This is a genomic window from Bradyrhizobium sp. 40 (assembly GCF_023100925.1).
GTDB lineage: Bacteria > Pseudomonadota > Alphaproteobacteria > Rhizobiales > Xanthobacteraceae > Bradyrhizobium.
Genome location: NZ_CP064688.1, coordinates 1913155 through 1926966, shown reverse-complemented (window position 1 = coordinate 1926966; position 13812 = coordinate 1913155). Strand labels below are relative to the sequence as shown.

General features: G+C 57.7%; 12 protein-coding genes and 1 pseudogene. 7 read left to right on the top strand and 6 right to left on the bottom strand.

Annotation, left to right across the window (positions count from 1 at the left end; translation table 11 throughout):
• The first annotated feature begins 84 nt into the window (after positions 1-84).
• From IVB40_RS09180 to IVB40_RS09170, 3 genes are all read left to right on the top strand, one after another.
• Complete coding sequence (locus IVB40_RS09180) at positions 85-975, top strand: hypothetical protein (protein WP_247288270.1); 891 nt, start codon at positions 85-87, stop codon at positions 973-975.
• Between the two features lie 392 nt (positions 976-1367).
• Positions 1368-2387, top strand: coding sequence for a transporter (locus IVB40_RS09175; protein ID WP_247288316.1), 1020 nt, complete (start codon positions 1368-1370; stop codon positions 2385-2387).
• Positions 2388-2432: 45 nt separating this feature from the next.
• A complete protein-coding gene (locus IVB40_RS09170; RefSeq protein WP_247288269.1) occupies positions 2433-3182 on the top strand; it encodes a hypothetical protein in 750 nt (249 codons plus the stop codon).
• Between the two features lie 626 nt (positions 3183-3808).
• Here the strand turns inward: IVB40_RS09170 and IVB40_RS09165 are convergent.
• The 4 genes and pseudogenes from IVB40_RS09165 to IVB40_RS09150 all read right to left on the bottom strand — a co-directional run bounded on the left by IVB40_RS09165 (position 3809) and on the right by IVB40_RS09150 (position 8690).
• Positions 3809-5779 carry a diguanylate cyclase gene (locus IVB40_RS09165; RefSeq protein ID WP_247818669.1) on the bottom strand — a complete coding sequence of 657 codons (1971 nt, stop codon included), beginning with the start codon at positions 5777-5779 and terminating at the stop codon, positions 3809-3811.
• A gap of 373 nt (positions 5780-6152) precedes the next feature.
• Positions 6153-7204 (bottom strand): annotated as a pseudogene (locus IVB40_RS09160) (HD domain-containing phosphohydrolase).
• A gap of 89 nt (positions 7205-7293) precedes the next feature.
• Positions 7294-7617 (bottom strand): PilZ domain-containing protein, encoded by a 324-nt coding sequence (locus tag IVB40_RS09155; RefSeq protein ID WP_247818668.1) that lies wholly within the window; start codon positions 7615-7617, stop codon positions 7294-7296.
• Positions 7614-8690 carry a DUF2336 domain-containing protein gene (locus IVB40_RS09150; protein ID WP_247288314.1) on the bottom strand — a complete coding sequence of 359 codons (1077 nt, stop codon included), beginning with the start codon at positions 8688-8690 and terminating at the stop codon, positions 7614-7616. The genes IVB40_RS09155 and IVB40_RS09150 overlap by 4 nt, the downstream gene beginning before the upstream one ends.
• Positions 8691-9101: 411 nt before the next feature.
• Here IVB40_RS09150 and IVB40_RS09145 point away from each other — a divergent pair, with 411 nt between their 5' ends.
• The 4 genes from IVB40_RS09145 to IVB40_RS09130 all read left to right on the top strand — a co-directional run bounded on the left by IVB40_RS09145 (position 9102) and on the right by IVB40_RS09130 (position 12318).
• Entirely contained in the window at positions 9102-9671 is a 570-nt protein-coding gene (locus IVB40_RS09145; protein WP_247819513.1) for a TMEM175 family protein, read from the top strand.
• A gap of 1586 nt (positions 9672-11257) precedes the next feature.
• Positions 11258-11479 (top strand): hypothetical protein, encoded by a 222-nt coding sequence (locus tag IVB40_RS09140; protein ID WP_247818667.1) that lies wholly within the window; start codon positions 11258-11260, stop codon positions 11477-11479.
• Complete coding sequence (locus tag IVB40_RS09135; RefSeq protein WP_346283283.1) at positions 11445-11696, top strand: PilZ domain-containing protein; 252 nt, start codon at positions 11445-11447, stop codon at positions 11694-11696. The genes IVB40_RS09140 and IVB40_RS09135 overlap by 35 nt, the downstream gene beginning before the upstream one ends.
• 205 nt (positions 11697-11901) lie before the next feature.
• Positions 11902-12318, top strand: a complete 417-nt coding sequence (locus tag IVB40_RS09130) for a hypothetical protein (RefSeq protein WP_247818665.1) — start codon at positions 11902-11904, stop codon at positions 12316-12318.
• A 248-nt stretch (positions 12319-12566) separates the two neighbouring features.
• Here IVB40_RS09130 and IVB40_RS09125 read toward each other — a convergent pair whose 3' ends face one another.
• Both IVB40_RS09125 and IVB40_RS09120 read right to left on the bottom strand, forming a co-directional pair.
• A complete protein-coding gene (locus IVB40_RS09125) occupies positions 12567-12755 on the bottom strand; it encodes a hypothetical protein (RefSeq protein WP_247819653.1) in 189 nt (62 codons plus the stop codon).
• A 23-nt stretch (positions 12756-12778) separates the two neighbouring features.
• Positions 12779-13792, bottom strand: coding sequence for an acetylserotonin O-methyltransferase (locus IVB40_RS09120; RefSeq protein ID WP_247818664.1), 1014 nt, complete (start codon positions 13790-13792; stop codon positions 12779-12781).
• Positions 13793-13812: the final 20 nt, after the last annotated feature.

Below are 13812 nucleotides of genomic sequence, written 5' to 3'. Positions count from 1 at the left end.
AAGCGACCTGGTCCATGGCCAAATGTTTCGTCATCTGAAGCAGCCATGCGGTAAAGCGAGGTTTGTGTCAAACGCGGAGCCTGCATGTTTGATCTTCAAACTGCCGTAGGGGCTGCACTCGCCGCCGTGCTGATCTGTCCGGTGGCCAGCTCGTTGGCTGCAGATGCCGGCGACGATGGCGAGGCAAAGCCGGCTCTGCCGACGATGTACCTCGACCTTAGATCCTATTACGGGCAAATTCCTGCGGGATCCCTAGCGTTTGGTTTTGGCCACCCCTCATTCTTCAATGCAGTGCAGACGCTCTCTGGGCCGAACGGCGCGGCGTTGCCGGCCAGCTTGCCAGCGGCGAAATCGGTCAACGTTGATCTTCCATTCACTGTCGACGTCACCGATAACGTCTCGCTTTACGGCGGCGTCTCCGGGAGTTCAACGCAGTTTGGAGGCGGAGGATGGTCGTCATTTGACACTACGAGCTGGAACATCGGTTTCCAAGCGGACCTTTATCAGCAGAACGGCGGTAATTTTCCAACGGTGACACTGCAATCGACCATCAGCCAATCGATCCCCAATGGACCGCTGACCGCGATATCGTTCAACAACATCCTCGAGTTCGACTATGCGCTGAATGCCGACGAGACCAGGGGGTTGCTCGCGGGTATCCAGCACACGCGCGTCGATCTCAGTAGTGCGGTGGTCAATGTCAGACCCAACACGGTCGGCTATGTCGGCGGATACTATCAATGGCCGAACAATTGGAAGTTCACCGGACGTATTGGCGTCCAGTCGTTTGAGGGCGCACAGCTTCTGAACCTTGCGCCGATCCAGCCGTTGACGCAGCCGATTGTGCGGCTGGATCTCGATCGCATGGACGACAATGACAACCGCCTTTTCGGAGTTACCGCAGAAATCATGTGGGTGCCGAAGCCCGCCTTCCAGCTAACGCTCAGAACGCCGCTTTATGCAGTGCGCAATTAGCACCCGCCTCTCTAGCGCTTCACGGTTTAGGGAGTCGTAACATTTATCGTTGAAATGCTAGACAAACTTTGTGAGCGCGAGACTGTTTGGCAGGCAGCGCCAGCCGCTCCGCTGATTTCAACTTTCACCGACCTTTCTCGCCGCCGCGACATCGTCGTTATCATTGATCCTGAGCAAGCTTGCTTTGAGGATAGCAACCGAGTCAGGACGCCGAAGTAGCGGCGAGTGGGCGTGACTTTAGCGCAACATGCAGACGCGAATCTGACGAAATTGCCACCTTTGAGCGAGACATTGAACAGTCCGTCGATACACTGTCATTCCATAAGCGGGGGGACGGCTCGATGGCGCAGTACGTATCCAAGTGCAGGTCTTTTGGTTTTGTTTGCGCAACGATGGGCCTAGCGGTGACGTTGGCCGGCTCGTTGTCCCACGCTGCTTATGCCGACGAGGACGGCGTCTCGTACTGGCTCCCGGGGCGTTTCGGCAGTCTTGCGGCAGTCCCTTCGATGCCGGGCTGGTCGATGGCCGAGGTCTATTATCACACTAGCGTGTCCGCCTTCGGTAACGCAGCCGCGGCGCGGGAAATTCGCGTCGGCCGTATCCCCGCTAATGTCAATGTCGATTTAAATCTGCGTTTGAACGCACAGGCGGACCTCATCCTGCTCAACCCCACCTACACGTTTGCGACGCCAGTACTCGGCGGACAATTGGCAATCGGCATCACTGGCCTGTTTGGCCGATCCGCCGCAACCCTGGACGGAACGCTGACGGCGGCGGTCGGGCCATTTGTGACGACCCGCACGGGTACGCTCTCCGATTCAATCACCTCGGTTGGCGATCTTTACCCGCAGGCCACGTTGAAGTGGAACGCCGGTGTCCACAATTACATGACGTACTTGACGGGTGACATCCCTGCTGGCGCCTATTCGGCGACCCGGCTTGCTAATCTTGGCATTGGTCACGGAGCGATCGACGGCGGCGGCGGCTATACTTACTTCAACGAAAAGTTGGGGCACGAGTTTTCGGCTGTCGCTGGGCTCACCTACAATTTCAAGAATATTGATACGCAATATCAAAACGGCGTCGATTTCCATATCGATTGGGGCGCTTCGCAGTTTCTGTCAAAGCAGCTCTTCGTTGGCTTAGTCGGATACTACTATCAGCAGATCACAGACGATTTTGGTCAGCCTCCAACCCTGGGTGGATTCCGCTCGCGCGTGGTGGGACTCGGTCCTCAGATCGGATACCTGTTTCCGGTCGGCGACCTCCAGGGATATTTAAACCTGAAAGGTTATGGCGAATTTGCCGCAGAAAACCGGCCAGCCGGCTGGAATACGTGGCTGACTTTCTCGCTTTCGCCGATGGCACCGACCACTGCCGTCACCCCCACGCGGCGGATCGTGACGAAGTAATAGCTATAGTCCCATGGTCGCCAAAGAGCAGGAGCTGCATGGAGCATGTTTATTGCCGGGATCGCGTTCGTGTTTATCTTCGGTGGAGCATTGCTCGGAATTTTCCTGCGCACAGTCCTTCCCGAGCACCATCTCAATTCTGACACAAGGGATGTTGTTAGGGTAGGAACCGGTTTGATTGCGACGCTCTCGGCGCTCGTCCTTGGCCTTCTCATCGCCTCCGCGCAGAGCGCGCTGCAAACGCAGAGCAATCAAATCAAACAAATTACAGCCAACGTCATCTTGCTCGACAACATGCTCGCGCGTTCAGGTGCCGATGCACAGCAAGTTCGTGCTTCGCTACGAAATGCCGTGCAGAGTCTCGTGGATCGAATTTGGCGGAAACAAGATGGCGGCTCGACAGGAGCTGCGCCCTTCGAAGCCACAGCCCAGGCCGACCTCTTCTTCGATGGGTTGCTCAAGCTCACCCCGCACAATGACACAGAACGAATTACGCAAACCAAAGCCATTCAGCTCGGTATCGATTTGGCCCAAACACGGGTCTTATTTGCACAATCATCTTATTCCATCCCGAGGCCGTTCGAAAACGCACTTGTTTTTTGGCTTACGTCCATCTTCATCAGCTTCGGGTTGTTTGCCCGTCCGAACATGATCATCGCGGCTACGCTGCTCGTCTGTGCTCTGTCAGCGTCAACGGCAATTTTTTTGATAGTCGAGTTGAGCCATCCCTTCACCGGTCTTATGGCAATCTCGAGCGAACCGTTGCTGAGCGCGTTGGCCCCATTGGATAGGTAAGTGGTCGGCTAGGTGTGGATCTGGATTTCCACTTTGGGTTTCACAAGGGGGCACTGTTCGGACAGAGTCTGCTTTCAGCCTGAAAGCCAACGTTCAGGCGCTTGAGGCAGGAAACGGCGATGGGTCAACAACTGAACAACTGTCGCGAAATCAAGACGCTGCTAGCGCGCTCAACATGATCGAGCGCCTTGCCGGCTTGACCGAAACCAATCGCTCATCCAGACGCCGAGCCAGGCTCAAGATGGAGCGGCTTAAGGCAGAAGCTGAGGCGCATCGATCGCCAGACCCGGCGACAACCGAAATCTGAGAGGCAGTAGTTCACTCCCTCAGGGGCGGCAGCACGACGCGCTGGAGTCCGCTTTGGGTCACAGGCTGACTTCCGTCGCCGACTTGACTTGGAGTCGGCTTATCTCCTGAATTGAGACATAGTGGCTGTGTAAGTGGAGGTGCGCAATGGGCAGAATCTGACCTCATGAAGCCACCGAGATAGTACAGGATCAAGCTGATCGAACTGATTTGCAGTCGCGCGATGAGGAACGATTGAGCATCCTGGTCGTGAAACTACGGAGGCGCTGCTCACCTGAGCTCGCGCGGTGAGTATTGGGCCGAATTCGACCAATCCGACGCTAACCGGCGGGTCTCACCAGCCTGATGCTGGGTGTTTCGGCTGCAGCACAGACCCGGTTGCGCCCCTGCTCTTTGGCCAAATACAATGCGCCGTCGGCCGCAGCCAGCATTGAAGCCGGGGATGTTCTCGCATCGCACTTGCCCCCTGCCACCCCGACGCTGATCGTAATGCACCCGTCTGGGCTTCCTTGATGCGCAATGCAGAGGTCGGCGACTGATTGACGAATGGTCTCGGCGACTGACTCGGCATTGCCGGATGCCGTCTCGGGGAGAAGAACTGCGAATTCCTCGCCACCGTAGCGCGCAACCAGATCGGCCGGCCTTTTCAGGCAGCACGCGATGGCCTTGGCAACATGCCGGATGCAGTCGTCGCCCGCGGAATGACCGTAGGTGTCGTTGAAAGACTTGAACTTGTCGATATCGATGAACAGCACGGAAAGGGGCGAGCTCGAACGCTGGCACCGTTTGAATTCAGCATCGAGCACCCGGTCAAAGCCTCTCCGGTTCGCGATCTCACTGAGCGGGTCCGTTTCGGAGAGCGCCTTCAGTTGCTGGTTTGCCGCAACGAGTTGTTCCTCGGCGGCCTTGCGCTTGCAGATGTCCCGGATCACGCCGACGATTTCCGGGCCGGGCTCGTGCGGATCATCGACATAGTTCATCTGAGTCTCGACCCAGACGTAGTTGCCGTTGCGGCAGCGGGTCAGATACTCCGCGGTCCCCGTCGATCTCCGTGGCCCGAGTTCCTCGATCAAACTTTTCACCAGAAGAAGGTGGGCCGGGTGGATGTTGGAATAGGCCGGCTGCTGCAGAATTTCCGAGGGCGTCCAGCCGAGCAGCTTCTCGACCGAGGGGGAGATATACAGTCTGTGACCAGTCTTATCGAAGCGGGTGACGACGTCCTCCACGTTTTCGGCGAGCAACCGGTATCCACGCTCTCGCTCGCGCAACAATCCAGCCAGCGCCGTGCGCCTACGGATCTGAGTGGCCAGCACCAGCCCCAGAGCGATCAGGATCGTGGAGACTGCGCCGCCTAGCAGGAGATCAAAATTCCTATCTCGGCGCCAGGCGTCCAAGACAGCGTCCTCGGGAGTGGCAACGCTGATCACGATTGGGAAATCAGACGCCCTCTCATAGGCAAATTGCTTCACGCGGCCGTCAAAAGGCGACACGATGGAATACAGCCCCGTTCCGACCTCCTTGAGGCGACTTACAAACAACGAGCTTCCCGCGACGTCCTTGCCGACCTGGTCGTCGCGGCGATGGACGAGAACCTTGCCGTTCGTCTTCATGAGCGTGACGGTGCGGTCCTGATCTGCTTCGAACCCTTGGTAGAAAGATCTGAAATAGGCAAGATCGATCGCCGCGAAAACGACGCCTCCGAACGAGCCGTCGGCATTCGCAAGCCGCTGGGTCATCAGGAGGGTGGGCCTTCCCGTGACGCGGGAGATCAGCGGATCGCTGATGCGGGGTGCCGCGTCTTCAGGGTTGGATTGATGGTAGCGGAAATACTCGCGATCGCCGTTGTTGACCGCCGGCACGGTTTCAAACGAAGAAAACATCCAGTCGCCGGTCTCCCCCAGCACTCCCAGTTCGCGCGCCTGAGGAATGTTCTTCGCGTATTGAGCAAGCAGATCGTTGATTCCGGCCGACGCACGCGCGGATTTGTCGGAATGCCGGATGTACTGGCCCGCTCCGAACAGCGCGAGCGCCACCGCGTTGAAACTCTTTGAGGCGTGCTGTGCGAGAGAATGCGTGAGCGCCTGGGTCTCGGATCCGGCCTTGGCGAAGGCGAGCCCTCTTTCCTGCATGGCCTTCCAGGTGATCATGGCCCAAAAGCTCGCAAGCGTGAAGCCGAGCAGCAGCGCTATGATCGTTAATGGTGACTTTACAAACTTCGGCACGGCCTGAATGTCCTGTTCGGGTAGTAAAATGGACGCGATTGCTGAAACCGAAGTTTGCAGTCCGCACATTGCCGCTTATTCCCAGTGGCATCGTTAATGCGATGGGAATGCCAAAGGACGAGGTTTCCGTACTTCATAACGTGGCCGGCCACACGAGCGTGCAGCGCGCTCGCAAGAAGGGCGGGCTTTGGCTAAAAACCTACTAGGTTGCGACGCTTCGACTTTCTGAGGTGTGTTCCCGAAAATTCGCGGATCGACGACAGCTATGAGTCAATCGCCTCGGTTTGCGGCGATGACTTTCGGTCCAGCCGAAAAACCGGACGTGGTCAGATCGGGCCGGCATGTCTCGAACGGGCCAGAAGCGGAAGCGCATGGAAGGGAGACCGCGTTCTATCACACCGTCGGTGGAGAGTTGTAATTCCTTCATAGGGTCCACCAGAATTCATCTGGTAAGCGCGACATGCTTAAAGGAGGCGACTAGCGCCCTGTCCAGCTTTCCCTTCATCCCGCAGAGAACCTCGTACGCTGCCGCGCGCGGCGTTGTCGGCTTGTACGGCCGGTGCTCGATCAACGCCGCAAAGATATCCGAAATTGTTAGAACGCGCACAATGTCGGTGATGTTCTCGGCGCAGAGGCCATCAGGATAGCCGCTGCCATCGAGATATTCGTGATGGTGCCGGACCGCATCGAGGACTTCGGGTGAGATGTCCAAGTGCCCTTTCAGCACATCGTAACCCGCCGCCGGGTGGGTTGCGACCAACGCTCGCTCGTCCTCGTCGAGGCGCCCTGGCTTATCCAGGATCGCCAAGGGCACCCTCGCCTTTCCTATGTCGTGGAACATGGCAGCGGTGGAGAGCCGTTCAAGGTCAATTTTACGAAAACCGAGACTAAGGCCGAAATCGACGGCGACGCCGGTCACGAGCAGGCAATGCTGGAACGTTCCCTCGTGATGGCGCCGCACCGTGGCCAGCCATTCGGTCAACCCATGCTCGGAAATTCGGTTGGTGATCTTGCGGCCGGCCTCTTTGGGGCCGGCGACGTCGACCCGCTCTCCGAGGGTGATTGAAGTGAACATCGAGGCAATGGCGGTTGCTGCGCGGCCTCGACCGCATTGTCAAACTTCGAGATGCCGCTCGTCGACCCAGTTCCGTGGGCGGCTGGATCGAACAAAGCGGCCAGGAGCTTGGCTGCCTCGATCTTGCCAGGCAACACCAACGTTGCGCCCAGCGCATAAGCTTGCGAGATGCAAAAGTGGGAGGTTTGCTCGACGAGGAAGATGCGCTTCTTTGCTTTGGCGAACCGCGCAGCTCTCTTTTTCAGTGCGGCAATCTTTTCGATCGCCCGCAGGTCGGCACGAACGATGATCGCAGCAGCATCGTGCGGAAGCTTTGCTTCTACATCGAGCCGCTCGCCGGCAACGGTGAACTGTTGTCCAAAAAGCGAGCAAAGCCCGAAGAGCTTCTCGGAGGTGTCGGCCAATACGTGCACGAGCATGACTGGTGCCTTCGTTCGTCGGGTGCCGGGCTGAATGGGCCTCGTCGGTCGTGCAAGTTCATTGGCTCACTTCGATGAGACTGCTCGGCTCAACTTGGTTTGTGCGCGCCCCTGTCGCTCGCTGTCGTTTGGGCCTTCTTGCCATTTGCTTGGATAAAGTGGACGCCAGCCGTGGTTCCGTCGATCCAGACCAGCTCGCAGCGTCGATAGGCCAATCCCGTCGACGACAGCAGCATGAAGAACTCCTTGGCCGAGAGAACATCGAGCGACCCTTCGACTTCGATCTTGGCGCCGGTGTTCGAGATATCGAGCAAGACGCAGCTTCGCCGCCAGGTGCCGTCGGAACCCATCAGGTTCACGGGCTGTCTGTTGTCCATGCGCACCCGAGACGCCTTGCGACCGTCGAATTTCATTGGCTTCCTGCCGATCCTGCGGTGCGACCCTCGGCGCCCGCAGAGATTTCACCCCAACGGACGGACCATTGGCTGGTCGAGAGATGAAGCGTTTCAAACAGCTCCTGAGCTCGTACGCGTTGGCCTGATGAAAGCACCGCGCCGCGAGTGTTGAGGACGGCCAGCGTGGTCTGCCAATTCAAGCGCGATGCCCGGCACGCCATAACCGGGCCTTCGTGACCGGCCTCTGCCATAACCTGCTCGATGGCCTGTATCGGTGCTCCGGACAGCACCGACAACGCGGTGAACAAGTTGGCTGTCTCACGCCGGATCGCGAACCGATTGACAGTCGAGTCACTCAGCTTGCCGATTCGATTGAGCGATATTATTTCCGGCCTCGCGGCAGCGTACTCAATGTCGCAAGGCCGCTTCGCTGTCGCTAATACTTGCGAGGACGCGCTTGTGTTAGACGCCCTGACCGCCGGTCGTGGCGATGCCGACAGCAGCTCCCGAACCACTATGTCCGGGGTGTCCGACCTTAGCGCCAGCGCTTTCGTGATCTCGTCGTCCTGCATAGCCCTACCGATCAGGAGGGCATAGGCGGCGCCTGAGAATTCCGCGCCCGGATTGCCAAAGAGGGCCAGACAAGTCTTGCTGCTGCCGCGCTGCAATATTGCCTCGGTCACGGGTCTTTCGATCCTGCGCCGGCGAGCAATGGCGAGACGGTGATCCTCGCTGCCGCACGTCGCGATCGCCACGAGATCAGCCGGCGATAGGGCGGAAGACCTTAGAAGGATCGGGACTGCAATCGCCGGATCGTCGCACGAGGCGAGACGTCGCAGTGTCTTCATCGGAGCAGTAGCCAGTTCGGCAAGCGTCGTGCTGAACTCGGCGAGCGTCCCCGGCGCAATCCGCCGGGCCAAGCGAATTAGAACGTCGTCAAGCAGGCCGACCTGCGGCTCTTGCAATCGGTGATTACCGTCAACGAGCAGCTCGGTGGCGCGCCAGAGCATGCGCGCACAACGTTCGGATGAGCTCCTCGCGATGGTAGCATCCAACTCAGTAATGAGATCGGCCGCGGAAATTGCCATCATTGGCTGGCCCAAATTCATTTTGATATCGTCACGTCAAATCAAACGTATTACGCGCGGAAGTTGTTAAGATACCTTTACATGCCATACCGTGACATAGGAGAGGATGTTCTTATCACCTGAACGACGCTTAGGACCGTATCAAAGTACCTGCACGCAGACGTGCTCTTCCCTGTGTTACAACCGGCTCCGGACCATTCGCGAAGTCCAATCGCGTTGTTGGCTTTCAATTTCGCAACCGCGCGAGCCGTGCCTTGCCGGAGCCGAACTCTGTTGTCGCCTTTTGCTATTAGCTAGGAAGTGTGCTGCGTTGAACGCGTTACTTTGCCCAGAACCGGCAATCTTAAATCCGACAAGCCAGCGGCTCGGCGGCATTGAAGGGGAACGAGCTTGAAGCAGATCGGTCTTTTTGAAATGCGTCGATTAGAGGCGTTGAGCAACACCATCTTCGGCGTTGCGATGACGCTGCTCGCCTATGATTTACCGAAGGCCAGCAGGTTCGCGAGTGCGCCGGCCTGGAGAGACCTTGCAAATGCCTACGCCCAACCTGTCATCGCGCTGATGATCAGCTTTATCGTCGCCGGCGTGTTTTGGCTGAGCCATCATCGGAGGCTCATTTTCGCGCCTGAAGGCAGCCGCGGCCAAGTCTTCCTCAATCTCATCTTCCTGCTGTCGATCGTCATGCTTCCGGTGACGAACGGACTTTACGGGGCGTATCGGCTCGACAGCGTCGTCGCAGTAAGCTACGGCTCCCATCTGACTATCATTGCCGGCCTGAATGCGCTGCTCTGGATTTTGGCGCTGCGCGATCACCGCAATCCCGAGTTGCTGGCAACCGCGATCTTTCCGGTCTTTGCATGCGTGTTCGCAACGGTGTTGGCCATAGTCGCGCCCTCTGTTGCACAATTCACATGGCGCCTGGCATTTGGGGCACCTCTGGCAGGCTGGTGGGCAGCCCGACGCTGGCCGCCGAGAGCGAATTAGCCATCACCACGGGTGCGTTCCCTTTCGCGTTGGTCGGCCACGTCCGCTGCAGTCATTCGTGTTCGGCCGGACCTGGTTCAACCTCCGGCCTACCGAGTGAAGGGACATTCTCAGGATAGCCGGGCATGTCTTAGAGGGGCCAGCGCACTAAATCGCTGCGCGGGGAGCCCGACCGCGAGCACGGTAAAAGATCGGCATTGGCGCGCGGGTCGCCCTGTCTTGAAGATCGAGGTGCCGTCAACCTCATTCAAGACAGGAGCTTCCTATTTATCCGGATGCTGTCAGCCCGCTGCGCCAGCGCATGATCGAAGACATGAATGCGCGCAAGCTCTGTGTGGGCACGAGAGCACATCGGCAGCTGCAAGCGTTTCGCGCCTTGTGTGAAGCGGTCCCTCGACACGGCCAAACTCGAAGACATCCGCTGCTGCCAGCTGCATCTGGCCGAGACGGGCGTGAGCATCTGCAATCGCAACCGCATCATGACCGGCGGCCGCCGAAAGCACTCTGCAACACCGGGACTTCAATGCGCAGCGATCACAATCACGCTTGCTGGCGAGGTAAGGCGAGCGTCGGTGCCGCGAAGATCAGAAAGGTGAAGGCCGATGGCGTGGGGCCGTTCGCGCTTGCACAAATATTGAAGATCGGCCGAGCGTCAGTTTATCGCGCACTCGCGGAGCGAGCCGCTCTCGCGTGCAGTCCACGGAGCGTTTTTCCCGCACCCTAGGGGGAGGGAAAAATTTGGACGAAGGCATGCTTGGTTACGGCAAAGTCGCCTTAGCAGAAATGATGCGCATTTCAATACTTTCCAATGCTCGAACTGATTGCAATTGGATGCGCCAGCCGGGGCGCCACATTATGGCTGTTCCTGTAGCGCGCAACCCGAGCCTCGCCCCTCCCGCGCGTCATGGATACCGTGGCGTCGCTTGCTCCGAATGGAGCAAACGCCATACGTGCCTCATATTTGAAGCCGCAGTATTCGCGTGCCCGAAGCACCAGCAGCGTTGTGACGCTACGCAGATCGGGGAATTCGCCGAATAACGATAGCCAAAAAAGCGAGGGCTGCTGAATAACGACAGACTTCTTATTGAAGTGGTAGCTATTCAAGCGTCAGATTATGATCATAATACCACATTGCATTTTTTAAGAAAAAGAGAATTCCATGCCGGAAGTATCAATTTTCCTCGCGCAGGAGGACCGCAATCCCGGCTGCATCCCGCGGTTCTTAAGCTTCAAGGGCTCGCAACCGTGATGTCTGGACTGACCGGAGCAAACCTCCGTAGCCAAGATGACATGGAGCGCGCGCTGTGGATTCTGGATCTCACCAACCGGTGCATTCAAGTTATTTTGTCCGACTTTCGCGATGACCCCACTTTCGACAAGCTCATCGAGCGAGCGGGGGAGCTTGCGGATTCGGTAGCGGGCGCTCGCCAAATGGTTCATCATTTGGGATTGAGCCTAAGTAGCGCAACCGTTCTCCGTCAGTGAACCTGAAAGCGTATCGCTAAGGGACCATTCCCACTCTCCGCTCCGCACAACTTTTTGAGTTTTTCCTAGCGATCCCGTTAGACGATGGCAGGAACCTCGGCATGAGACTCATCGCTAGTCGAAAGTATTCATTTGTCGACGCCGAGACTTTGATCGAGCGCCAGGATACGCTTTTCCGACTCGGCGAACGGTCTTTTCTACTGCACATCACTCCCGGCGAAGGAGACCACGATCAAATTGTTCGGTTGGATTGCCGTGAGGCGCTTCTCTGGCTCAACCAGAGCACTGATGATTTCGGCACCAATTTACGAGCGGCGGACTGAGCCAATGGTGTGCAAGCCAGCACTGATCGAGCGTGGGGGCGACACAACTAACTGCACAATACGTGACATTTCCACTACGGGCGCAGCGCTCCAGTTCTCTGACTGGGTCGAGAGAATCCCCTCGGGCTTCACGTTGATTATTCCAGAAGACAATTTAAAGCTGGTTTGTCGCGTAGTCTGGCGAACCTCATTTAGGATGGGGGTGGCGTTCGATTAGGATGGGCGGTCCCGGTCTAAAACAAGGCCCTAACAGGACCGGCTTTTGCGAAACCCTGCTGGACGTCTTACGACGCCGAGACCTAGTTGCGGAGGTCCGAAGAGCCCAAGGAGCAAGGTACGCTTAAGGGCAGCCCGGATTAACCTCTCGTTCACCATAACGGCCCATCCTACTCCGATACTGGGTTCTCGAATGGGATCTGGCAATGTCGCAGCATCATTTAAGAAGAGCAGAGAACGTGGTTGGTTTTCACAAGCCTGCGCAAACGCACGCAGGCGCTCACGCCCTCAACCTCGTGCATCAAGCCGCAGACGTGTTGAGCGGTATCGAAGAGCAGGCACGTCAGAGCCAGAGGCGGGCTGTGGCAGCTGAGCGTGCTCACCAGGAGCTTTTGATAAATGCGGACCGCAAACTCCTAGATGCATCAAGGGCCCTCGAGGAAGCTCAGAAGCGCATTGAGGCCCTACAGAACCGGGTCACAGCCTTTGAGTGCCGTGCCCAAGCCGCTGAGGCAGAAGCGCACAGCGCGAAGCAAGCCTTAGCATTGGTCGAGGAGGCCATTCGTAGGCGGTTGCTGTTCACTCACGATGACATGAACGGTCAGATGAACGCAGTCGCCTAACGGCACTCACTCGCAAGTATCGCCACGAGCCAAACGGGAAAGATATCTGCTCATTCCTGCAGCTACGGGACACCGAAGCAACTATAACGTACGTCTCCGGGCGCGATTGAGCGAATTGCACCGTTCATCCTGAACGCAAAAGGCGGCTCGCAACGCAAGTGCAGCTCGGGTCCAATTCAATACCGACAGCGGACTTTACGGCGCCCGAACCGCTCTTGGGCTTAAGGCCAACAGGCAACATACCGTCATCAAAAACGTCCTGCTAATGTCACCCGGACCGCGAATGGCTCTGCGGGATGCACATGGCGATCAGCCACGTCGCCGCTCAGCGCGTCGGGCAACCGCGACAGATAATAATACTCGATCTGGTTGCTCTGCGCGTTGAACAGATTGGCCAGAAAGTCCATTCTGACCAGCGCTTTTTTCGCACCGAACATTGGCCGTCGAAGCCGCGTTCTCGTCATTTCTGGCCGATCACCATCCATTGCCCGGCTACAAGCGGTTCGATGCGCGTTTCACTGAATCCCGCCTCGCGCATCCAATCGGCGCACTCCGACCCACCGTAACCGAACCCAGCGTTGGTCCACAGCAACATGTTCAGGCTTGATAACAATCCACCCACCGCGGTGCGTCGCTCATCGTCAATCAGCATGTCGTAAACAACCACCGCACCGCCTTTTGGGATCGCCTGATAGGCCTTTCGTAAGAGCATCTTCTTTGTAGCCAGGTCCCAATTGTGCAGGACGCGGCCGAACACCAGCACATCCGCTGCCGGAAGATCATCACGGAAGAAGCTCCCCGGGTAGAATCGCAGGCGTTCAGAAAGCTCGTTATCGCTAACATAATCTGCGAAAGCCTTCGCAAGCTCGGGTAAATCGAAGCCGCCACCTATGATGTGGGGATGCATGCGAGCGACCTGCACTGGAAGACACCCTTGTGCTGTACCGATATCCATCAGCGTCCGGTGGTTCGACCAGGGAAACTTTTCCGCGATGGCTTTCGCCGCCGTCAGACTGCCTGCTGTCATTGCGTCTACAAACGTCCGAAAGCGCGCCGGCTCACCATAAATCGTCGCGAAATGCTCCGCGGACGTGCTGCCAATCTGAGGCTCACCGGTTCGCAATGCATCACCTAGCTTCGACCACATCTGGTATTCACGGGCATTGAACTGGTCAAACATACCGCCAAGATATGAGGGCTTATTTCGATCGAGATAGAGGCTGGCTTCCATCGTATTCGCGTATCGTCCATCGGCATCCCGCTCCAGCAACCCGAGTGCGACCAGCGCGTCGAAGAAATCGCATGCTGAGCGGCTATGGACACCGACCATCCGCGCGAGATCTGCAGCCGCCCGCGGCTGCCCACCAAGCGCTGTGAACACGTCCAGTTCAACCGCGCAAAGTAACACTTTGGCACATCGATAGCCGGTACCCAGTGAAAACAACCGATCGGGGGTGATGTCGCTATGCAGCATGACGCTCTGCCTCCGGCCAG